Origin of the sequence: Nocardia rhizosphaerihabitans (assembly GCF_014646295.1) — a bacterium.
Classification (GTDB): domain Bacteria; phylum Actinomycetota; class Actinomycetes; order Mycobacteriales; family Mycobacteriaceae; genus Nocardia; species Nocardia rhizosphaerihabitans.
Genome location: NZ_BMNE01000002.1, coordinates 928,088 through 949,085, shown reverse-complemented (window position 1 = coordinate 949,085; position 20,998 = coordinate 928,088). Strand labels below are relative to the sequence as shown.

General features: G+C 68.3%; 23 protein-coding genes. 8 read left to right on the top strand and 15 right to left on the bottom strand.

Annotated elements, in window-relative coordinates:
* The first annotated feature begins 45 nt into the window (after nucleotides 1-45).
* Together IEY60_RS10845 and bluB are read left to right on the top strand one after the other, a co-directional pair.
* Nucleotides 46-1,290 (top strand): fatty acid desaturase family protein, encoded by a 1,245-nt coding sequence (locus IEY60_RS10845; RefSeq protein WP_189026639.1) that lies wholly within the window; start codon nucleotides 46-48, stop codon nucleotides 1,288-1,290.
* 23 nt (nucleotides 1,291-1,313) lie between these two features.
* Nucleotides 1,314-1,949 carry a 5,6-dimethylbenzimidazole synthase gene (gene bluB, locus IEY60_RS10840; RefSeq protein ID WP_189026637.1) on the top strand — a complete coding sequence of 212 codons (636 nt, stop codon included), beginning with the start codon at nucleotides 1,314-1,316 and terminating at the stop codon, nucleotides 1,947-1,949.
* 52 nt (nucleotides 1,950-2,001) lie between these two features.
* On the opposite strand, the gene hpf is transcribed toward bluB, so the two are convergent.
* The 6 genes from hpf to IEY60_RS10810 form a co-directional block, all read right to left on the bottom strand.
* Nucleotides 2,002-2,700, bottom strand: a complete 699-nt coding sequence (hpf, locus tag IEY60_RS10835) for a ribosome hibernation-promoting factor, HPF/YfiA family (RefSeq protein ID WP_189026635.1) — start codon at nucleotides 2,698-2,700, stop codon at nucleotides 2,002-2,004.
* Between the two features lie 185 nt (nucleotides 2,701-2,885).
* Nucleotides 2,886-3,530, bottom strand: a complete 645-nt coding sequence (locus tag IEY60_RS10830) for a ComF family protein (RefSeq protein ID WP_189026633.1) — start codon at nucleotides 3,528-3,530, stop codon at nucleotides 2,886-2,888.
* A gap of 32 nt (nucleotides 3,531-3,562) precedes the next feature.
* Nucleotides 3,563-5,374 carry an MtrAB system accessory lipoprotein LpqB gene (gene lpqB / locus IEY60_RS10825; RefSeq protein WP_189026631.1) on the bottom strand — a complete coding sequence of 604 codons (1,812 nt, stop codon included), beginning with the start codon at nucleotides 5,372-5,374 and terminating at the stop codon, nucleotides 3,563-3,565.
* Nucleotides 5,371-7,128, bottom strand: coding sequence for an MtrAB system histidine kinase MtrB (mtrB, locus tag IEY60_RS10820; protein ID WP_189026629.1), 1,758 nt, complete (start codon nucleotides 7,126-7,128; stop codon nucleotides 5,371-5,373). Before mtrB ends, lpqB begins: the two co-directional genes overlap by 4 nt.
* A 121-nt stretch (nucleotides 7,129-7,249) precedes the next feature.
* Nucleotides 7,250-7,927 carry an MtrAB system response regulator MtrA gene (gene mtrA, locus IEY60_RS10815; protein WP_019048752.1) on the bottom strand — a complete coding sequence of 226 codons (678 nt, stop codon included), beginning with the start codon at nucleotides 7,925-7,927 and terminating at the stop codon, nucleotides 7,250-7,252.
* A 77-nt stretch (nucleotides 7,928-8,004) separates the two neighbouring features.
* Complete coding sequence (locus tag IEY60_RS10810; protein WP_189026627.1) at nucleotides 8,005-8,652, bottom strand: dTMP kinase; 648 nt, start codon at nucleotides 8,650-8,652, stop codon at nucleotides 8,005-8,007.
* A 253-nt stretch (nucleotides 8,653-8,905) separates the two neighbouring features.
* Between IEY60_RS10810 and IEY60_RS10805 the strand changes: the two genes are divergently transcribed.
* Together IEY60_RS10805 and IEY60_RS10800 are read left to right on the top strand one after the other, a co-directional pair.
* Complete coding sequence (locus IEY60_RS10805) at nucleotides 8,906-9,172, top strand: hypothetical protein (protein WP_189026625.1); 267 nt, start codon at nucleotides 8,906-8,908, stop codon at nucleotides 9,170-9,172.
* A gap of 58 nt (nucleotides 9,173-9,230) precedes the next feature.
* Nucleotides 9,231-9,431 (top strand): hypothetical protein, encoded by a 201-nt coding sequence (locus IEY60_RS10800; protein WP_189026623.1) that lies wholly within the window; start codon nucleotides 9,231-9,233, stop codon nucleotides 9,429-9,431.
* A gap of 81 nt (nucleotides 9,432-9,512) precedes the next feature.
* Here IEY60_RS10800 and ahcY read toward each other — a convergent pair whose 3' ends face one another.
* The 9 genes from ahcY to cofD all read right to left on the bottom strand — a co-directional run bounded on the left by ahcY (nucleotide 9,513) and on the right by cofD (nucleotide 17,648).
* On the bottom strand, nucleotides 9,513-10,994 hold the full coding sequence (gene ahcY / locus IEY60_RS10795) for an adenosylhomocysteinase (protein ID WP_189026621.1): 1,482 nt from the start codon (nucleotides 10,992-10,994) through the stop codon (nucleotides 9,513-9,515).
* Between the two features lie 79 nt (nucleotides 10,995-11,073).
* Nucleotides 11,074-12,231 carry an alkane 1-monooxygenase gene (locus IEY60_RS10790; RefSeq protein WP_189026619.1) on the bottom strand — a complete coding sequence of 386 codons (1,158 nt, stop codon included), beginning with the start codon at nucleotides 12,229-12,231 and terminating at the stop codon, nucleotides 11,074-11,076.
* A 122-nt stretch (nucleotides 12,232-12,353) separates the two neighbouring features.
* Nucleotides 12,354-13,022 (bottom strand): TetR/AcrR family transcriptional regulator, encoded by a 669-nt coding sequence (locus tag IEY60_RS10785; protein ID WP_229739702.1) that lies wholly within the window; start codon nucleotides 13,020-13,022, stop codon nucleotides 12,354-12,356.
* Entirely contained in the window at nucleotides 13,019-13,201 is a 183-nt protein-coding gene (locus IEY60_RS10780; protein ID WP_189026616.1) for a rubredoxin, read from the bottom strand. Before IEY60_RS10780 ends, IEY60_RS10785 begins: the two co-directional genes overlap by 4 nt.
* Nucleotides 13,198-13,371, bottom strand: coding sequence for a rubredoxin (locus IEY60_RS10775; protein ID WP_189026614.1), 174 nt, complete (start codon nucleotides 13,369-13,371; stop codon nucleotides 13,198-13,200). Before IEY60_RS10775 ends, IEY60_RS10780 begins: the two co-directional genes overlap by 4 nt.
* On the bottom strand, nucleotides 13,368-14,603 hold the full coding sequence (locus tag IEY60_RS10770; RefSeq protein WP_189026612.1) for an alkane 1-monooxygenase: 1,236 nt from the start codon (nucleotides 14,601-14,603) through the stop codon (nucleotides 13,368-13,370). The genes IEY60_RS10775 and IEY60_RS10770 overlap by 4 nt, the downstream gene beginning before the upstream one ends.
* Before the next feature lie 197 nt (nucleotides 14,604-14,800).
* Nucleotides 14,801-15,322 carry an NUDIX hydrolase gene (locus IEY60_RS10765; protein WP_189026610.1) on the bottom strand — a complete coding sequence of 174 codons (522 nt, stop codon included), beginning with the start codon at nucleotides 15,320-15,322 and terminating at the stop codon, nucleotides 14,801-14,803.
* Nucleotides 15,319-16,665, bottom strand: a complete 1,347-nt coding sequence (locus IEY60_RS10760) for a coenzyme F420-0:L-glutamate ligase (protein ID WP_189026608.1) — start codon at nucleotides 16,663-16,665, stop codon at nucleotides 15,319-15,321. The genes IEY60_RS10765 and IEY60_RS10760 overlap by 4 nt, the downstream gene beginning before the upstream one ends.
* Nucleotides 16,662-17,648 (bottom strand): 2-phospho-L-lactate transferase, encoded by a 987-nt coding sequence (cofD, locus tag IEY60_RS10755; RefSeq protein WP_229739701.1) that lies wholly within the window; start codon nucleotides 17,646-17,648, stop codon nucleotides 16,662-16,664. Before cofD ends, IEY60_RS10760 begins: the two co-directional genes overlap by 4 nt.
* Nucleotides 17,649-18,148: 500 nt before the next feature.
* On the opposite strand from cofD, the gene IEY60_RS10750 reads away from it, so the two are divergent.
* From IEY60_RS10750 to IEY60_RS10735, 4 genes are all read left to right on the top strand, one after another.
* Nucleotides 18,149-18,382, top strand: coding sequence for a WhiB family transcriptional regulator (locus IEY60_RS10750; RefSeq protein WP_133733920.1), 234 nt, complete (start codon nucleotides 18,149-18,151; stop codon nucleotides 18,380-18,382).
* 149 nt (nucleotides 18,383-18,531) lie between these two features.
* Complete coding sequence (locus IEY60_RS10745) at nucleotides 18,532-19,014, top strand: metallopeptidase family protein (protein ID WP_194497705.1); 483 nt, start codon at nucleotides 18,532-18,534, stop codon at nucleotides 19,012-19,014.
* A gap of 86 nt (nucleotides 19,015-19,100) precedes the next feature.
* Entirely contained in the window at nucleotides 19,101-19,475 is a 375-nt protein-coding gene (locus tag IEY60_RS10740; protein WP_195826244.1) for a DUF3499 domain-containing protein, read from the top strand.
* 59 nt (nucleotides 19,476-19,534) lie between these two features.
* Nucleotides 19,535-20,914, top strand: a complete 1,380-nt coding sequence (locus IEY60_RS10735; protein ID WP_189026604.1) for a phosphomannomutase/phosphoglucomutase — start codon at nucleotides 19,535-19,537, stop codon at nucleotides 20,912-20,914.
* The last annotated feature ends 84 nt before the right edge of the window (nucleotides 20,915-20,998 follow it).

Genomic DNA, 20,998 nt, shown 5'->3' with positions numbered 1-20,998 from the left:
AAATCGCCAACCTACGCTCTCGTAACCTACGGTAGTGTAGCCGCCATGGCGATCTCGGATGTCAAGGAATACGCGCACCTCACCGCCGCGGATGTCGAAGCTCTCGGTGCGGAGTTCGACGCGATCCGCCGCGAAATCGAATCTTCGCGGGGGGCCGCCGACGCGCGATATATCCGCAATGTCATCCGGCTACAGCGAGCTTTGGAGATCAGCGGCCGCACGGTGCTGTTCGCCAGCTTCCTGCCGCCCGCGTGGCTGGCGGGCGTCGCCCTGCTCGGCACTGCCAAGATCATCGAGAACATGGAGATCGGGCACAACGTCATGCACGGGCAGTGGGACTGGATGAACGATCCGGAAGTCCACTCCACCTCGTGGGAATGGGACAACGCGGGCCCGTCGGCGCACTGGAAGATCACCCACAACTTCCTGCACCACAAGTACACCAACGTCCTCGGCATGGACGACGACATCGGCTACGGCCTGCTGCGCGTCACCCGTGACCAGCGCTGGATGCCGTTCTACCTGGGCAACCCGGTCTACAACCTGCTGCTGCAGATGCTGTTCGAGTACGGCGTCGCGATCCAGCATCTGGAACTGGGCAAGGTCGCCAAGAAGAAGTGGACCAAGGACTCCCCGGAGTGGCAGCAGTTCGACGCCGACCGCAAGCTGGTGCTCAAGAAGATCGGCAAGCAGGCCGCCAAGGACTACCTGATCTTCCCGCTGCTCACCGGCCCGTCGTTCCTCACCACCCTCACCGCCAACATGGCCGCCAACGTGGTGCGCAATGTGTGGACCAACGCGGTGATCTTCTGCGGGCACTTCCCCGACGGCGCCGAGAAGTTCACCAAGGCCGACATCGAGAACGAGACGCAGGGTGAGTGGTACCTGCGCCAGATGCTGGGCAGCGCCAACATCAGCGGCGGCCCGGTCATGCACTTCATGACCGGCAACCTCAGCCACCAGATCGAGCACCACCTGTTCCCCGACCTGCCGAGCAACCGCTACGCCGACATCGCCGTGCGGGTGCGTGAGCTGGCCGACAAGTACGACCTGCCCTACACCACCGGTTCGCTGCCGGTGCAGTACTTCAAGTCCTGGCGCACGATCCTCAAGCTGGCGCTGCCGAACAAGTACCTGCGCCACACCACCGACGACGCGCCGGAGACCAAGTCCGAGAAGCTGTTCGCCGGTAACGCGGTCCCGACCATCGACCCGGAGACGGGTCGTCGCCGCGGTCTGCGCACCGCGCTGGCCGCCGGGCGCAAGCTGGCCCGCCGCTCGATGGCCTGACGGCCTGAGGTTGACTGGTCGGCGTGTGTGCCGACCAGTTGAGCGTCTACGACGCGATCCGCCTGCGCCGTGATGTGCGCGCCGAATTCACCGGCGAGCTCGTCGACGACGAGACCCTCTGGCGGATTCTGGACGCGGCCCATCGCGCGCCGAGTGTCGGCAACTCCCAGCCGTGGGACTTCGTCGTGGTCCGGCAGGCGGATACCCTGCGCCGCTTCGCCGACCATGTCGCGGGCAAGCGGGTCGAGTTCAGGGACGCGCTGCCTGCCGACCGGGCCGAGACCTTCGAGCCGATCAAGATCGACGGGATCGTCGAGAGCGGCACCGGCGTCGTGGTCACCCATGACGACCGGCGCGGCGGACCCCAGATCCTGGGCCGGGCGACCGTGCCCGAGACCGGGGTGTACTCGACGGTGCTGGCGATCCAGAACCTGTGGCTCGCGGCGACCGCGGAGCAGGTCGGCGTCGGCTGGGTGTCGTTCTACGATCCGGACTTCCTGCGCGAGCTGGTCGACCTGCCCGTGGGCATCAAGCCGGTGGCCTGGCTGTGCGTCGGCCCTGTCCGCGAGTTCCAGCAGGTACCCGACCTGGAACGATTCGGGTGGCGCTCGGGTCGTTCGCTCACCGAGGCCGTCCATCACGAAACCTTCGGGGGCTGAACGCGATCCGGGCACCCGCTGGAGTGGCGGATGCCCGGAGGGGGTGACGGTGTCAGGCCAGTCTGATCAGGCCGTAGTCGAAGGCGTGTCTGCGGTAGACCACCGAGGGCCGGTCGGTCTCGCGGTCGTGGAACAGGAAGAAGTCGTGTCCGACCAGTTCCATCTGATACAGCGCGTCGTCCACCGACATCGGTGTCGCGGTGTGCACCTTGGTGCGCACGATGTGGCCGGGACCGCCTTCGTCTTCGGCTTCCTCGGCATGGGCGTGCGCGGCAGCGCCGTTCGCCTGGGTGAACAGGGATTCGTCCACCAGCGTGGCGGTGGCCCGTGCGACCGAGACGGGCGTCTTGTCGCCGTAGTGCACGACGCGCCGCTTGTCCTTGGACCGGCGCAGTCTGGTCTCGATCTTCTGGGTCGCCGAGTCGAGCGCGGCGTAGAAGCTGTCTGCGCAGGCTTCCGCGCGCACGATCGGTCCACGGCCGCGCGCGGTGATCTCCACACGCTGACAGGCCTTGCGTTGACGACGGTTGCGTTCGTGGAACAGTTCCACATCGAAGAGGAAAATCGACGGATCGAAGCGCTCGAGACGAGCCAGCTTCTCCGCGACATGGATTCGATAGTGGTCGGGGACTTCGACATTCCGACCGGAGACCACCACTTCGGCGTTCGGGCTCTCGGTCGTGTCGGGGGCACTGTCAGCCAGTGCCGAAGGGTCAGCATCTCGCACTGATGCCCGTGAAGAAGTCGTCACGCGTACCTCCCGGATATGGCCGCACACGATAGAGCGAATGCGGCGGGATTGAGCTGTGCCGATCGGGAATCGCTCGGCACCAGATGTCCGCGGCGCCACCTCCCAAACTTGTCGTTCGGTGTGTGTGTCCGCGACGCTAGTCCGCCACGGGCAAGCGCGCCACTGTTCACGCAAATTTCGCCGCGTCAAGCCGCGCAGGTCACCAAAACAGCACGCGGGCGTACCCCGATTCGACCAAGAACGCGCACCGATTCGGTGACAGTTGCCCCGGTGGTGAGCACATCATCGACCACAACGACCTCGGCGTTCGGCGCCAGGCCAGCGGGTTCGACGGCACCGGCGACCGTTGTGATCTTGTCGCGCAGATTGTGCGCGCGCTCATACGTCGTCAAGCCCACCGAATCGCGCACCCCGGGCCGCATCCGCAGCAGCGGCACGGTCCGGCAATCGATCAGCCACTGCGCCGCGACCGCCGCCGACCGCGCCACCGGGTCGCCGCCACGGCGCCGGGCGGCCGCGGCACGCGTTGGCGCGGGGACCAGAACCAGCGGCCGATCGGGGGCCCGCAAACGGGCAAGGGCGACGGCCAGCGCCAGGCCGAGCGGTGCGGCCAGATCGCGTCTGCCGCGTTCCTTGGCGGCCAGCACAGCGCGCCGGGCAGGACCGCGATAGGGGCCGAGCGCCCAGCACGGGACGCCGGGATCGGTGCGCGGCCTGACCCGCACCGGATCCAGGCTCAGCTCGACCGCGCAGCAGGCGCACCAGGCAACGCCCGCCGTTCCGCAGCCGGCGCAGTGGACGGGCACCACCAGATCGAGCAGGGCTCTCATAGCGCGTGAGTATCACAGCGCGCACCGACAGATCAGCTGGGCAGCACCGGGACGACGCTTTCGCCGGTCAGCCCCGGCACCTCACGCCAGTAGCGGTCGTTGCGGGCCGGGTCGGCGGACTGCAACTGCAGCACGGCGCGGGAGTCGGCGACGTACTGGGTGGCGGGCGCCGCGGTCACCACGCGCACCGGCGGGGTCAGGTTCTGCGAGGTCACCGGGGTGAACTGGGAGCCGTCGATGGACACGGTGAACACCGGGTCGACGTTGCCCTCGCGCGCCACCATGATGGTGTCGCCGGTGACCCAGCTCAGTGAGACCGCACGGCTGCTCAGGCCCAGCGCAAGCGGCAGCGGGGAAGTGAGCGCGTACTTGCCGTCGGGGCGGCGCTCGATCACCGCGACGTAGACCTTCCCGTCGGCGATCAGCGCGGCGCGCGCGCCGGTGCGCGCGACCATGATCTCGCTGATCGGCGGACGCGGCGAACCCGAACCCTCGAACAGCGCGGCGGTGTCGACATCCTGCACCGAGACGTTGCCGGTCGCGCGATCGGTGACCGCGCGGATGACACGGTCGCCGTCGACGACCGTCCACGCCGCGCCGCCGTCGGTGGTCCACGACGGACGGGCGATGCTGACGCCCTCGGCGACCGCGAACGCCTTCGCGCCGTAATTGCCGATCAGCAGGGTCCGGCCGGGTTCCGGTGCGGGCCTGCCGGTGTCGGCGACCGCGGCGACGAACTGGCCGTCGGCGGAGATCCCGACCGATTGCAGGTTGGTCGCGTCGCCGAAGGATCCGTTCGGCGTGACGATGCCGTCCGGGGTCACCTGGACCAGGGTGCCGTCGCGCAGGGCGTGCAGGCCGATCCGATTCTGGCCGGGAGCGGACGCGCTGTACTGGTCGAGGTCGGCGACCGACCAGCCGCCGGCGTAGCGCTCGTCGAGCGGTTTGCCGTCGGCGAGCAGCACGTACGGGCCGAGGATGTCGGCGCCCGCGAGCGTCATCACCACCTGCGCCGCGAGCAGTTCGCGTTCGCGCTGGCCGAGGGCGCCGACGCCGCCGAAGTCGATGCGGACACCGCCGATGCCGATGCCGACCTCGCCGGGTTCGTTGTTGGCCTTGGTGATCGGGCCGCGCACGGTGATCGGCGGTGCGAGCTGGTTGCGCACGACCGGGGCGATCGTGGACTGCGGGCCCGCGCCGAGCATGCCGATCAGCCGCTCGGTCAGCTGCGCGCGCGGGACCGAGACCCAGCGCGGGTCGGGCACGAGCACAGAGCTGCTCGCGTCGACGTATTGCAGGACATAGCGGCGGTAGGACTTGTCGAACGCGCTGGAGTCGATGACGACGCCGTCGGGCAGCTCGGTGATCCGCCACTCGCCGTCGATCTTGCTCATCTCGATCTTGTTCTCGAGCGTGCCCTCGACGGCCCGGTAGGCGCCGTCGCTCGCGAGCTCGCCGACCTTGCGGGCGCGGATCACGTAGCTGGCTCTGTCGCCCGAGCGCGACTCGCGCAGGGTGTCGGGCCGTTCGACGACGGTGATGCTGGCCTCGTCGTTCCAGCTGCCCGCGGTGTCGGCGGCGATGTACTGCCTGGCCGCCGCGTGCCGGTTGGCGGGATCGGCGCTGGCGGTGAGGAAGTCGCTCAACAGCAGGTCGGGGTCGCGGCCGGGGATCGGCGGTGTCGGGCCCTCCGAGGTCGGGGCGCGGTTGATGGTGCCCAGCGCCTGGGGCGCCGAGGATTCCGGCAGGCTGGCGCAGCCGGTGAGGACCAGCAAGCAGGCCAGGACAGCCGCAGGCAGCGCGGCGCCACGCCGCGGCAGGCGATCACCACCAGCTTTCGTCATGACTGTCTGTCTCCGGTTTCGGTGGACATCGGCTCCTCGTCGTCGGCTTCGGTCGCCGCGCGCCCGTTGGTCTCGGGGCGCGCCGCCGCGGTCGGCTCGGCGGATTCCGCTGCGTCGTCGGACGGCTCGCCCGACTCCGGGTCGACCACCACCTCGGGTTCGTCGGCCGGGTCGGTCTCGGGCAGCGGCGGCACCTTGCGCAACATCGGCTCCAGCGCGAGCGGGCTCGCGCCGAGCTTGCGGCCGCGCACCATCGGCAGCAGCAGCCGGAAGCTGGCGCCGACGCCGGGGTCGCCCCAGGCCTCCAGCCTGCCCTCGTGCAGGTTGGCGTCCTCGACGCTGATCGACAGGCCGAGGCCGGTGCCGCCAGAGCGACGCACCCGGGACGGGTCGGAGCGCCAGAACCGGTTGAACACCAGCTTCTCCTCGCCCGGCCGCAGCCCGACGCCCTGGTCGCGCACGACGGTCGCGACCGCATTGGCCTCGGCGTCGCCGCGCATCCGGATCAGCACCGGCTTGCCCTCGCTGTGGTCGATGGCGTTGGCGAGCAGGTTACGCAGCACCCGCTCGACGCGCCGCGGGTCGACCTCGGCGACGACCGGTTCCTCGGGCAGATCGATGACCACCTCGACCCCGGCTTCCTTGGCCAGGTGGCGCACCGTGGAGATCGCGGCCCGCGCGCACATCCGCACGTCCAGCGATTCCACCTGCAGTTCGGCCACACCGGCGTCGTGGCGGGAGATCTCGAGCAGGTCGTTGAGCAGGCCCTCGAACCGGTCCAGTTCGTTGACCAGCAGTTCGGAGCTGCGGGCCAGCGCCGGATCGAGATCGTCGCTCGAGCCGTGGATGAGGTCGGCGGCCATGCGCACCGTGGTGAGCGGGGTGCGCAGCTCGTGGCTGACGTCGGAGGTGAACCGGCGTTGCAGGTTGCCGAACTCCTCGAGCTGGGGGATCTGGTTCGACAGGCTCTCGGCCATCTCGTTGAACGCCTGCGCGAGCCGGGCCATGTCGTCCTCGCCGCGCACGAGCATGCGTTCCTTGAGCCTGCCGTCGGCGAATCGGCCCGCGATCCGCGCGGCCGACCGGATCGGCAGCACCACCTGCCTGGTGACCAGAGCGGTGATGGCGGCGAGCAGCACCAGCAGCACGACGCCACCGATGAGCATCGTGCCGCGCATCAGCGACAGGCTCGATTCCTCACTGGCCAGCGGGAAGATCAGGTAGATCTCCAGTGTCGCGACCTCGGCGCTCGGGCTGCCGATGATCAGCGCGCGTCCGCGGTAGCCGTCCGGGTCGGCGACGGTGGTGAACTGGTAGGAGACCTGGTTGCGCTGGACGAACCGGCGCAGCTCGGGCGGCACCTCGGAGATGAGGTCGGTGGTGATCTCCTGTGGCGGAGTTCCGCCGACCATCGCCAGCGCCGAGTCGAAACTACCGGCGGCACCCGTCGACTGACCGGTACCGCCGCGGCTGGACAGCGCGGCCCGCGCGTCGGCGAGCTGCTGCTGCTGACTGGTCGCGTCGTGGACGCCGGAGAGCATGTCCTCGATCGTGCTGCGGGCACGATCCATCTCCTCGACGGCCGCGTTGATCTTGGCCTCGAGCAGCCGGTCGGTGATCTGACCGGTCAGCACGACACCGAGGATCGTGATCACGATGAGCGAGAGGGTCAGCGTGGACACGATGACACGCAGTTGCAGCGACCGGCGCCACAGATGGCCCAGCGCGGTCCCGACAGCCTGGAACCAGGCCATGACCGGGTCCGCCCATCGCCGCACCTGCGTGACGAAGGTTTGCGCACGTCCGTGCGCTGGAGGCGCTGACGCTGTACCGGCAGGTCGACCGTCGGTCACAGCGGCGCCTCACAGGTACCGATCACGGCGGTCCGGCCTTGTAACCGACACCGCGGACGGTCAGCACGATCTCCGGGTTCTCCGGATCCTTCTCGACCTTGGCGCGTAGTCGCTGCACGTGCACGTTGACCAGGCGGGTGTCGGCGGCGTGCCGATATCCCCAGACCTGCTCGAGCAGCACCTCGCGGGTGAACACCTGCCGCGGCTTGCGCGCGAGCGCGACCAGCAGGTCGAACTCGAGCGGGGTGAGCGAGATCTGCGCACCGCCACGGGTCACCTTGTGCGCGGGCACATCGATGACGATGTCGGCGATGGAGAGCAGCTCTGCGGGCTCGTCCTCGGTTCGGCGCAGACGCGCGCGCACCCGGGCGACGAGTTCCTTCGGCTTGAACGGCTTGACGATGTAATCGTCCGCGCCGGACTCCAGACCGAGCACCACATCGACCGTGTCGGTCTTGGCGGTGAGCATCACGATCGGAACGCCGGAATCGGCCCGCAGCACCCGGCATACATCGATGCCGTTCATGCCGGGCAGCATCAGGTCCAGCAACACCAGGTCGGGGCGGATCTCCCGCACCGCCGACAGGGCCTGCGTGCCGTCGCCGACCACGTGCGGGTCGAACCCTTCCCCGCGCAAGACGATGGTCAGCATCTCAGCGAGTGCCATATCGTCGTCGACGACCAGAATCTTGGGCTTCATAGTCCTATGTTGTCATCTCCCAGGCCAGGATCGGGCCGCCACGCCATTAATGGTGTGAACCCGTCGCGTATCCAACCTTATCCGGCAAAGATTTCCGAGCAGAGGGTGAGTAGGGCAGGCCTATCGTCATCGGATCGGTATGTCCACCATCGACCGAACCAGTCGCGGTCGGCCAGCTCACGATAGACCTCGCCGGTGCGCCGCTGCAGACCGCCGTCCCGCTCGTAGGCGTCCAGCGCCCTGGTCTCGTCGAGTTCGCCACGGCGACGGGCACGTTCGGCCGCGACCTCGGTGGGAATGTCGATCAGCACGGTCAGCTCGGGGGCGGGCAGTCCCAGCCTGCCATACTCCAGATCGCCCACCCAGGCGACGATTTCGCCGTCCGCGCCCTGTTCGGCACGGGCCGCCGAGTAGGCGGCATTGGAGGCCACCCAGCGGTCCAGGATGACGATGTCGTTGGCGTCCAACAGGTTCGATAGTTCCGCACTCGCCGCGGCCCGGTCCAGGGCGAACATGATCGCCATCGCGTTGATCGAGTCGGCCAGGTCGCCGTGCCCGCCGCGCAGCGCCTCGGCGGCCAGATCCGCGTGGATCGATCGGCCGTATTGCGGAAAGGCCAGTGTGCCCGCCCGCAATCCCTTGGCGGACAATTCGGCGATCAATCCGTCGATCAACGTCCGTTTACCGGCGCCGTCGAGGCCTTCCACCGCAATCAGTACGCCCATGAGTGGTGAATTTACCCGGCGGGAGTCGCAGGGCTCACCCCGCCATGGCGAGCGGCGCGGTAATGGCGAGTCGCCACGGACGTGTGTGTCGGCCGACGCGCCGGGTGGCCGGGGATCGGATTGCCCGTTTCGGCCCTGACCATTGTGTGAAGTGGTCTCATTTCAACGTCTCCGGTGGAGCGGTCGCGTCCTCCCCGCCGGAACGCTCACCACCCCGGCGACCTCGCCGGGGCCGCTCGACCCAGGAGTCATCATGCCCAACCGAACCATTCTCCGCGCCGCCGCGGCCGCCGCCGCGCTCGGCATCGCCTTCGCGGGCGCCGGTGTCGCGACCGCCGCTCCCGGCGCCGATCCCGTCGGCCGCGGCAACCACCACTCCGGCCCGCACAGCGGTTCCGGCACCCTGCTGAGCGGTTCGGCCTCGGCAGGTTCGGCCGCGGCGGGCTCGGCGGCCGAACTCGCGGCCTGCGTCCTGCTGGAAGCCGTGATCCCCCTGCCGGTCTGCCTGCTGCTCGTCTGAGCCACCACCCCAGAACTACGGTCTGGTCCGCGATCGGACCGCCGACGAGGATTCCGCCATGAAGAAGATCGTTCGTACCACGGCCGCCACGTTTGCCATCACCGCCGCCCTCGCCTGCGGCACCGCGTCCGCGCAGACCCCGGTGGCGATCGCGGGCCCCGACGCCGGGTCGTCGGCGGCCTTCAATTCGGTGATGTGCGCGCTGCTCGGCATCAGCAGCGAGCACAACATCTTCTGCACCGGCGTGATCATCGGGTAGCGGGGCGTCGCACCCGACCCGGCGGACAGCGCGAAGGGCCCGTCGACCGGATGGTCGACGGGCCCTTGTCGCTGAAGCCGATCAGTAGCGGTAGTGGTCCGGCTTGTAGGGGCCTTCCACGTCCACGCCGATGTATTCGGCCTGGTCCTTGGTGAGCTTGGTCAGCGTGCCGCCGAGGGCTTCGACGTGGATCTTGGCGACCTTCTCGTCGAGGTGCTTGGGCAGGCGGTAGACCTCGTTGTCGTACTCCTCCGGCTTGGTCCACAGTTCGATCTGCGCGATGACCTGGTTGGAGAAGCTGTTCGACATGACGAACGAGGGGTGGCCGGTGGCGTTGCCCAGGTTCAGCAGGCGGCCCTCGGACAGGACGATGATCGCCTTGCCGGAGTCGAAGGTCCACAGGTCGACCTGCGGCTTGATGTTGAGGCGGGTGGCGCCCGAACTCTCCAGCGCCGCCATATCGATCTCGTTGTCGAAGTGACCGATGTTGCCGAGGATGGCCTGGTCCTTCATCGCCTTCATGTGCTCGAGGGTGATGATGTCCTTGTTGCCGGTCGAGGTGATGACGATGTCGGCCTGGGCGATCGCCTGCTCGACGGTGACCACGTCGTAGCCGTCCATCAGCGCCTGCAGCGCGTTGATCGGGTCGATCTCGGTGACCTGCACGCGCGCGCCCTGGCCCGCCAGCGACTCCGCGCAACCCTTGCCGACATCGCCGTAACCGCAGATCAGCACCTTCTTGCCACCGATGAGCACATCGGTGCCACGGTTGATGCCGTCGATGAGCGAGTGGCGGGTGCCGTACTTGTTGTCGAACTTCGACTTGGTGACCGAGTCGTTGACGTTGATCGCCGGGAACACCAGCTCACCCGCGGCGGCGAACTGGTACAGCCGCAGCACGCCCGTGGTGGTCTCCTCGGTGACGCCCTTGACCGAGTCGGCGATGACACTCCACTTGGTCTTGTCGGTCTCGAGGCGCTCACGCAGCAGGTTGAGGAACACCTTGTACTCGGCCGAGTGGTCGGTGTCCTCGGGCGGCACGACACCGGCCTTCTCGAACTGCGCACCGCGCAGCACGAGCATGGTCGCGTCGCCACCGTCGTCGAGGATCATGTTGGCGGGCTCGTTCGGCCAGGTGAGCATCTGCTCGGCCGCCCACCAGTACTCCTCCAGCGTCTCACCCTTCCAGGCGAACACGGGGGTGCCCTTGGGCTCGTCGACGGTGCCGTTGGGCCCGACGACGATGGCGGCGGCGGCGTGATCCTGGGTGGAGAAGATGTTGCACGAAGCCCAGCGCACCTCGGCGCCGAGGGCGACGAGTGTCTCGATCAGGACGGCGGTCTGCACCGTCATGTGCAGCGATCCGGAGATGCGCGCGCCCTTGAGCGGCTGCACATTGTGGTATTCGCGGCGCAGAGCCATCAGGCCGGGCATCTCGTGCTCGGCGAGGCGGATCTCCTTGCGGCCGAATTCGGCCAGCGAGAGATCTGCCACCTTGTAATCGATGCCGTTGCGGACGTCAGCGGTGAGCTCGGTGCGCGCGGGAAGTTCTGAGGTCGTCATCAGCCTCTCCTGGTAGTCAGTACCGAGGCAAGGCTACCGCGTGCGAGCGCCGCCGTTCCCCGGTCCTTCGAGGCCGCGGTCAGGCCGCGGCGCGGTATCGGGCCAGCAAACGCCGCGGCTTGGGCGGCGCGACATTGGCCAGGGTGAGGTCGCCGCCGTAGTGGGCGGCCACCTTGGGGTCCATCACCGCACGCCACAGCGGCGGGACGGCGGCCAGCAGCAGCATCGTGGCGTAGCCGGCGGGCAGCTGCGGCGATTCGCTGCTGCTGCGCAGGGTCTGATAGCGACGGCCCGGGTTGGCGTGATGGTCGCTGTGGCGCTGCAGATGGAACAGGAAGATGTTGGTGACCAGGCGATCGCTGTTCCAGCTGTCGCGCGGGGAGCAGCGTTCCCAGCGGCCGTTGGGCTTGCGGGCGCGCAGCAGGCCGTAGTGCTCGACGTAGTTGACGGCCTCGAGCAGACCGAACCCGATGACGGCCTGCAGGGCCAGCCACGGCAGGATCGCCGGGCCGAACGCCAGCACCAGCGAACCGAAGAGCACCGCACTCATCGCCCACGCCTGGAGGATGTTGTTCCCGGTGCTCCACCAGCCGCGACCCTTCCTGGCCAGGCGGGCGCGTTCGAGCTGCACGGCCGAGCGGAAGCCACCGATGATGCTGCGCGGCAAGAACTCCCACAGCGACTCACCCAGCCGGGCACTGGCCGGATCCTCGGGTGTGGCGACCCTGGCGTGATGGCCGCGATTGTGCTCGACGAAGAAGTGCCCGTACCCCGACTGGGCGAGCGCGATCTTCGACAGCAATCTTTCAGCACTCTCCACCCGATGCCCCAATTCGTGGGCGGCGTTGATGCCGATGCCGCTGACGAAGCCGACCGTGGCGGCCAATCCGAGCTTGTCGACGAGGTCGAGATCGTTGCCAGCCCACATCGCGCAGGCGATGACGAGGCCGATCAGCTGGATCGGCAGGAACAGGTAGGTGCACCAGCGGTAGTACCGGTCGGCGGAGAGCGCTTCGTAGTCCTCGTCGCGCGGATTGTTGCCGTCCTCACCGACGATCCAGTCCAGGACGGGGATGGCGATGAGCACGATCACGGGCCCGATCCACCAGAACACTTCGGCACCGGTGCGGTACACGAGCTGGGAAGGCAACAGCGCGCACGCCGGAGCGATCAACCCTAGAGCCCAGAGATACCGTTTGGGATCACGAAGACCCCCCGGTTTGCCAACCGTTTGCACACCCGCTCCGCTGTAAAAAGACCAATCGCCGACCGATGTGAATACTGACAGACGGTAGACGCGTTACACAGAGGCAGTTCGGCAAACGTGGTGATGGTTACACGGTGGCGAATCAGAGCCGCTCACGCACCGGAGTGATCGCCGTCACCGCCGGGGGGTCGGAGTCCTCGTACCTGCACGATCGCCTCCACGTACGGGCTGAGCAGAGCGCTCATCTCCGCCGGTGCGTCACGTTCGGGCACCGGCGGGTTGGGAATGTAACTCAGCGCGATGCGCACCAGCGCGTGCGCGATGACATCGGCCTCCTCGTCGGTCGCGTTCACCCAGCTGTGCTGGAACACATGGGCCAGCCGCGCGGTGGCGTGTTCGAGCAACGGGCCCGCGTCGAGGGTGATCAGCCGCAGCAGGTCCGGCTTCATCTCCCCGGCCAGCAGCGAGCGCACCAGCGGGTCGGCCGCGGCGGCGAAGAAGAACCCGGTCATGCCGACCCGGATGGCGGCGCGGGCGTCGCCGACATTGTCGTCGAGCGCCTCGCGGACGTGATCGACGAGTTCGTCGGCCAGGCGCAGCGCGTAGGCCTGGGACAGACCCGCGCGCGAACCGAACTCGTTGTAGAGCGTCTGCCTGCTGACGCCGGCCCTGGCCGCGACGTCACCGAGCGTGATCTTGGACCAATCACGCTCGGTGAGCAGCTCGCGCATCCCGTCCAGGACCGAGGTGCGCAGCAGTTCCCGCGCCGCCTCCTGGTACGGGATGCGCGATCCGGTGCGCGGAGTGCCCGCGACGCTCACGAACGTTCGATCTCGACCATGAAGAAGTCGGACTTGGCCGCGCCGCAGTCCGGGCAGGTCCAGTTGTCGGGAATGTCCTCCCACTTGGTGCCGGGGGCGATGTTGTCGTCGGGCCAGCCCTGCGCCTCGTCGTATTCGAAACCGCACTGCACACACTGGTAGAGCTTGTACTCGGTCACTGCGATACTCCTACCGCCTCGAAGTCGATCTTCTCCCGCACCCCGCAGTCCGGACAGCACCAGTCGTCGGGTACCGACGACCAAGCCGTGCCTGCCGGAAATCCTTCGCGCGGCGCTCCTTTCGTTTCGTCGTAGACATAATCACAGACCGGGCAACGGTACGCACTCATGCCTGATTCTCCTGTCCGTACTGTGCGAGCACCTTCTCCCGGCGCTTGGGTTCGATATTGGCCAAGGTGACATCGCCGCCGTAGTGCGCGAGCACGCGTTTGTCCATGACCTTGCGCCAGATCGGCGGGAAGTAGGCGAGCAGGATCATGCTCGCGTAGCCGCTGGGCAGGTTCGGCGCGCCGTCCCAGCTGCGCAGCGTCTGATACCGCCGGGTCGGGTACGCGTGGTGATCGCTGTGCCGCTGCAGGTGGTACAGGAAGATATTGGTGACGATGTGGTCGCTGTTCCAGCTGTGCTCGGGCGCTGGCCGCTCGTAGCGCCCCCGGGCGGTCTTCTGCCGGACCAGGCCGTAGTGCTCGAGGTAGTTCACCGACTCGAGCAGGCTGAACCCGATGACGGCCTGCAGGATCAGATACGGCAGCACCTCGATGCCGAAGACCGCGATCAGGCCCAGCCACAGCACCACCGACATCGCCCAGGCGTTGAGCACGTCGTTGCGCAGCGTCCACGGGCTCTTGTCCAGCCGGTGCAGACGCTCCTTCTCCAGGTGCCAGGCGGAGCGGAAACTGCCGGCCACCGTGCGCGGCCAGAACGCCCAGAAGGTCTCGCCGATGCGGGCGCTGGCCGGATCCTCCGGCGTGGCAACACGCACGTGATGCCCACGGTTGTGCTCGATGTAGAAGTGGCCGTAGAACGACTGCGCCAGCGCGACGCGGGCGAGCCAGCGCTCCAGGTGGACCTTCTTGTGGCCGAGTTCGTGCGCGGTGTTGATGCCGATGCCGCCGATCATGCCGACGCTGATCGCGATGCCGATCTTGTCGACCACGTTCGCGCCACCGGGGAAGCCGAGCCAGTGCAGGTTGTCGGCGGTGATGATGTAGCAGGCGAAGATCAGCGAGGCGTACTGGAACGGCAGGTACAGGTAGGTCAGGTACCGGTAGTACTTGTCGTTCTCCAGGTACTCCATCACCTCGTCCGGCGGGTTGTCGCCGTCGGGACCGAAGAACAGGTCGGCCAGCGGGATCACCAGATACACCAGCACCGGTCCGAGCCAGAACGGCACTTCGGCGAGGCGATGCCAGCCGAGCTGATTGAGGCCCCAGATCAGGGGGATCGCGATCGTGAACAGGCCCGTCGGGGCGAAGAGGCCCCACAGCCAGAGATAGCGTTTGGAATCGCGCCACTGCGGGGGCGCCACCCGCTGTTCGGACGCGTTGGCATCTGTCGACATCGTCGTCTCCATCCTGCGACACACTTCACACCTGTGATGTGCGTAACTCTCTGTCACAGACGATAGGTCCCGAATTGTCCGACGTCTAGACAAATTCGCGGATTTGTAAAGCTGCAACAGTCGGATAACGAAACAGCGACCGCGCCCACCTGGACACGGTCGCTGTCATCACAGGTCAGCGAAGGATTCAGCGGCCTTTACGGGATCAGCAACACGTCGGCGCCAGCCGGTAGCCCGTCCACCGGCCACCACCGCAGATCCGCCGATTCGGCGCTGCGCACCGGCACCGCACCGGGCGGCGCGACGATCTCGAACAGCAGGTCCAGGTGTCGGGTCGGCACGCCGAGCGAGCAGGTGATCGGGTGCGCCTGCGCGCCGTAGAGACCGGGCGTCAGCCGTAGATCCGGGATGCCCGACTCCTCCACCGCCTCGCGCAGCGCGGCGTCGGCGACCGTCTCGTCACCCGGCTCGCAATGCCCGCCGAGCTGGATCCAGCGGCCCACCCGCGGATGCAGGGTGAGCAGCACCTCGCGGCGATCGTGCGACAACACGATCGCCGAGGCGGTGATGTGGCCAGGGGCGTGTTCGCGCAGGCACCCGTTCGGCGCCGAGCCGAGGAAGGCGAGCATCGCCTCCCGCAGCGAGCGGTCCGGCCCGGCCTCGGGCTGCCAGGCGGTGAGCAGCTCGGTCGCCGACGCGTGCAGCGACTCCGAGCTCACAGCTCCACCAGGCCCGCGCCCGGCGAGCCGACGGTGCGCGGGGCCGGCTCGTCGAGCGGATGACCGATCGCGATGGCGCCCAACGGCATCCAGTCCTCGTCCAAGCCGAGAACGTCGCGGGTGATCTCCGGCGCGAAGATCGTCGACCCGATCCAGCAGCTGCCGAGACCGTCGGCGGCCAGCGCCACCAGCAGACCCTGCACGGCGGCGCCGACCGCGACGGTGAACATCGTCTGCTCGGCCGCCTGGCGACGGGCGTCGGGATAGGCGTGCGCGCCGTCGGGTACACAGAACGGGATGATCACCTCGGGAGCTTCGAACAGGATGCGCCCGCGCGCGACGCGCCGCTCCACCCGTTCGGGCTCGAGCCCGTCGGCGGTGAGATCGGCCCGCCACTGCTCGGCCATGGCCGCGAGCAGCTGGGCGCGCAGCTTCGGCTTGCGCAGCCAGATGAAGCGCACCGGCCGGGTGTGATGCGGCGCGGGCGCGGTGAGCCCGGCCGCAACGGCCGCCCTGATCCGTTCCGGGTCGATCGGCTCGTCGGCGAAGGCGCGCACGGAACGACGCAGCGGCACAGCCTCTTTGCGGCCCCGCTCGATCGCCTCGGCGGTGCCGAGCCAGAACAGGTCGTCGATGCCGCCGCGCAGCAGTGCCGCCGCGCTCGACCCGTCGTCGTCGGTGACCAGCCCCCGCACCACCGCGACCGGAACGCCGCCGAGCTTGCCCTTGACCAGATCGGCGGCGGCGGCGAGTTCGTCGGCCACGGCCACCTGGGTGACGTGCAGTTCGTTGCCCTGTCCGTCGACCGCGCCCGCGTAGTCGTGCAGCACGCGCAGCCCGGCCGCGCCGATGGCCGCGTCGATCTGGCCGTTGCGCCAGGCCCGGCCCATGGTGTCGGTGATGACCACGGCCACATCCACCCCGAGCCGCTGGGCCAGTGCTGCGCGCAGCGATTTGGCGCTGGCGTCGGGGTCGGTGGGCAGCAGCACCAGTTCGCCCTCGGCCACATTCGAGCCGTCGACGCCGGAGGCCGCCTGCACGATGCCGAGGCGGTTCTCGGTGATGAGGGTGCGGCCCTTGCGGGCGAGCACCCGCACGGCCTCCTCGTCGACGAGCTTGCGGCGAGCGGTGTCGCGCTCCTCGGGGTCGGTCGGCGCGGTGACGATGCGGCCCTCGGCCTTGGAGATGATCTTGCTGGTGACCACGACGACGTCACCGTCGGCCAGCCACGGCGCCTGTGCGGCAAGGTGTTCGGCGACGTCGTCGCCGGGCCGGAACTCCGGCAAGCCGGTGACCGGGAGGATCCGCAGCTCGTCGGCCGCGTGGTCGGGCAGCACGCTCACGCCTTCACTCCTGCCAATTCCAGTGCGGCACGGACCATTTCGGCCGTCGCCTCGGGGTCGGTCATCAGCAGCGGCACGCTGCGCACCTCGACACCGGGCACCTCGGCGGTGTCGGTGGAGTGCACCAGCCAGCCGTCGAGGATGCCGGTGGCCGATCGGGCGCCGTAGTGCCGCCCGATCGCCTCGGCGGTGGACTCGACGCCGATCACCGACAGACACTCATCGGCCATGCCGCGCAACGGCTTTCCGTCGATCACCGGCGAGAGGCCGATCACCTTGGCCTCGGTGGTGCGCAGCGCGCCCCTGATTCCGGGCACGGCGAGGATCGCGCCGATGCTCACGACGGGGTTCGAGGGGGCCAGCAACACAGCGTCGGCAGCGGCTATGATTTCGGTCACACCTGGGGCCGGGGAGGCTTGTTCGGCGCCGATCGAGGCAAATCCGTGGGTCGGGAGCGCCGCGCGGTACCGCACCCACCATTCCTGGAAGTGGATCGCGCGACGTTCGCCGGCGTTGTCGGGATCGCTGACGACGACGTGGGTTTCACAGCGATCGTCGGTTGCCGGGATCAAACGCACGCCCGGCTGCCACCGATTGCACAGCGCTTCGGTGACCGCGGAGAGCGGATATCCGGCCCGCAGCATCTCGGTGCGGATGAGGTGGGTGGCGATATCGCGGTCGCCCAGGCCGAACCAATCGGGCTGGGCGTTGTATTTCGCCAGCTCCTCTTTCGCGTGCCAGGTCTCGTTCGCGTGACCCCAGCCGCGCTCGGTGTCGATGCCGCCACCGAGGGTGTACATGCAGGTGTCGAGGTCGGGGCAGATACGAAGCCCGTGCATCCAGACGTCGTCACCGACATTGACGATGGCCGAGATATCGGCGTCGGGCAGTAGCCGCCTGACGCCCTGAAGGAACCGTGCACCGCCGACGCCGCCGACCAGAACGGCGATCTTGGGCTCGCGCACCGCGTGTTGTGCAGTCACAGCGTCACAGCCTAGGCGGTGCCGGTTGCCGGGTGATTTCGCGGCGAATTCCGACAAAGTTGCTGGTCATTTGCCACAGCACATAACAAGATCAACACGAAAGGCGGGTGCGGAGTGTAACGGAAGGGTGACGGCGGGTTGACCACCGGCAAGTGCGGCGTGTCTAATCACAGACATGTCATTCCGGTCACCGCGAGAAGACATAGCGCGGGGGCGTTTGCGAGAGGGTGTTGGCTCGCCGGAAGACAGGTTCGGGGAAGCCCGCGAGACTACGTCGCGGTGTTGGGCCGTCGGGGTGTGTGTTGGTCCGACGGAAAGAATCATTCTGCGCTAACACATAGTGAGGAGGCGGAACGATGACCGAAAACATGGTCTCGCCGACCGATTCCACAGCAGGCGCAGCTCACGCTGTCTGCGCCGAGGAGAGCTGGCCGGAACCGGACGTGGTAAGCGAAGTCGCGGCTCCCCGGCTGAGTCTGGTCGTGACGGGCTTCGACGAGATGTTCGAGTCCATCGAAGAGCAGTGGCAGGAACGCGCTCTCTGCGCGCAGACAGACCCCGAGGCGTTCTTCCCCGAGAAGGGCGGCTCGACCCGTGAGGCCAAGCGCATCTGCTTGGGCTGCGAGGTGCGCGATCAGTGCCTGGAGTACGCACTGGCGCACGACGAGCGTTTCGGCATCTGGGGCGGTCTCTCGGAACGAGAGCGTCGCAGGCTGAAGCGCGGAATCGGTTAAGAGAATGTTCGAAAGTAGACTCTGAGGCTCCAGCCCGGAGCACGCAGGCGCAGTACGTCGGTGCTTCGGGCGAACGCCCAGTAGTCGCGCCGTCCTCCGGTTCGACGGGCACGACGAGGTGCACGCGCGAGAAAGGTGGACGAGTTCCCATGGCACGTTCCCGGCGTCATTCCCCGGCCCCCACCGCACGGTCGGTGACCCGCCGCGGTCGTGGCGTCCGTGGACCCATGCTCCCGCCCACCGTTCCCGCGTGGCGCACCAGAGGGCAGAAATTCGACCGGCTCGTGCTCGAGGCGTTCGCCCCGCTGGACACCCGCTGGCACGACCGGCTCACCAAGCTCGACATCGCCGTCGACGATGTACCGAAAATCCGTCCGCTGCACCCGGATTCGGTCACCTGGCCGGACGAGGTGGTCGCCGACGGGCCGGTGCCGCTGTCGCGATTGATCCCCGCCGGCGTCGACCGGCACGGAGCGGCGACCCGCGCCAGGGTGGTGCTGTTCCGCAAGCCGCTGGAGCTGCGCGCCGCCGATCCCGACGATCTCGTCGATCTGCTGCGCGAGGTGCTCGTCCAGCAGATCGCGACCTATCTCGGCGTCGATCCGGACCTGATCGATCCCGAACCCGAGTAGCGCGGCGGCCGATAACGGGCGCGTATCACCGCGTGTCCGTATCCACTTTTGCGGGCCGGAGGGCTAATCTCGACGTCGTGATCCCCATGCGTCGTTGCTGCCGACCCGGCTGCAAGAACCCGGCTGTAGCGACGCTGACGTATGTGTACTCCGACTCGACCGCCGTCGTCGGACCGCTGGCCACCGTCGCCGAACCGCATTCCTGGGACCTGTGCGAAACCCACGCCTGCCGCATCACCGCCCCCAAGGGCTGGGAACTGGTGCGCCACGAAGGCGGATTCTCCTCGAGCACTCCCGACGACGACGACCTGACCGCACTGGCCGAGGCCGTGCGCGAAGCGGGCCTGCGCCGCCGCCCCGCCGACGCCGACCAGCCCGGCTACCGCGACAACACGCCCGCCGCGCCGCGCACCACCCGCACCGGCCGCCGCGGCCACCTCCGAGTCCTCCCGGATCCGTAGCCGCCTCACCCCTGACCCGTGGAGCCTGAATACTCTCCGCGCCGGATAGGGTGTGACCTATGACGACTGTCGCGCGCTCTGGCGAACTCGTGAACGCCGTGATCAAGGCTTATGACGTCCGCGGGGTGGTGGGCGAACAGATCGACACGGGGTTCGTCAAGGACGTGGGCGCCTCGTTCGCCCGGCTGATGCGCGAAGAAGGCGCCACCCGGGTCGTGATCGGCCACGACATGCGTGAGTCCTCCCCCGGACTGGCGGCGGCCTTCGCCGACGGCGTGCGGGCCCAGGGCCTCGATGTGGTGCATATCGGGCTTGCCTCCACCGATCAGCTCTACTTCGCCTCGGGCAAGCTCGGCTGTCCCGGCGCCATGTTCACCGCCAGCCACAATCCGGCCCGCTACAACGGCATCAAGCTGTGCCGCGCGAACGCGCTGCCCGTCGGCCAGGACACCGGGCTGGCCACCATCGCGGCCGAGGTCGTAGACGGCGTGCCCGCCTACGACGGCGCTCCCGGCACCGCGACGACCACCGATCTGCTCGCCGACTACGCGAGCTTCCTGCGCGAGCTGGTGAACCTCGACGACATCCGCCCGCTGACCATCGCGGTCGACGCGGGCAACGGCATGGGCGGCCACACCGTCCCCGCCGTGCTCGGCACGCTCGGCCCGATCACCATCGTGCCGCTGTACTTCGAACTCGACGGCTCGTTCCCCAATCACGAGGCCAACCCGCTGGACCCGAAGAACCTGGTCGACCTGCAGGCGCTGGTGCGCCGCAGCGGCGCCGACATCGGCCTCGCCTTCGACGGCGACGCCGACCGCTGCTTCGTCGTCGACGAGCGCGGCGAGCCGGTCTCCCCGTCGGCGATCACGGCGCTGGTCGCCCAGCGCGAGCTCGCCAAGGAGCCGGGCGCGACCGTCATCCACAACCTGATCACCTCGCGCGCGGTGCCCGAGCTGGTCGAGGAGCTCGGCGGCAAGCCGGTGCGCACGAGGGTGGGGCACTCGTTCATCAAGCAGGAGATGGCGTCGTCGGGCGCGGTCTTCGGCGGCGAGCACTCGGCGCACTACTACTTCCGTGATTTCTGGGGTGCCGACTCGGGCATGCTGGCCGCGCTGCACGTGCTGGCCGCGCTCGGTGAGGGTCAGCGTCCGGTATCGGAGCTGATGGCGGCCTACGACGTCTACGCGGCCTCCGGCGAGATCAACTCGACCGTCGCCGACGCCGCCGAGCGCACCGCGGCGGTGCTGGACGCGTTCGCCGACCGAACCGTCTCGGTGGACCGTCTCGACGGCGTGACCGTCGATTTGGGCGCCCATGCCTGGTTCAATCTGCGCGCCTCGAATACCGAACCGCTGCTTCGTCTCAACGTCGAAGCCGGATCGCAGGCTGAAGTCGACGAACTCGTGACCGAGATCCTGGGCATCGTCCGCGCCTGACTGGAATAGTGGAATCACAGACCTTGTATTCGCCGACGGCTCGCCGGCAGACGACACAGCGCGATGAGGGGAGGTGGGATCGGC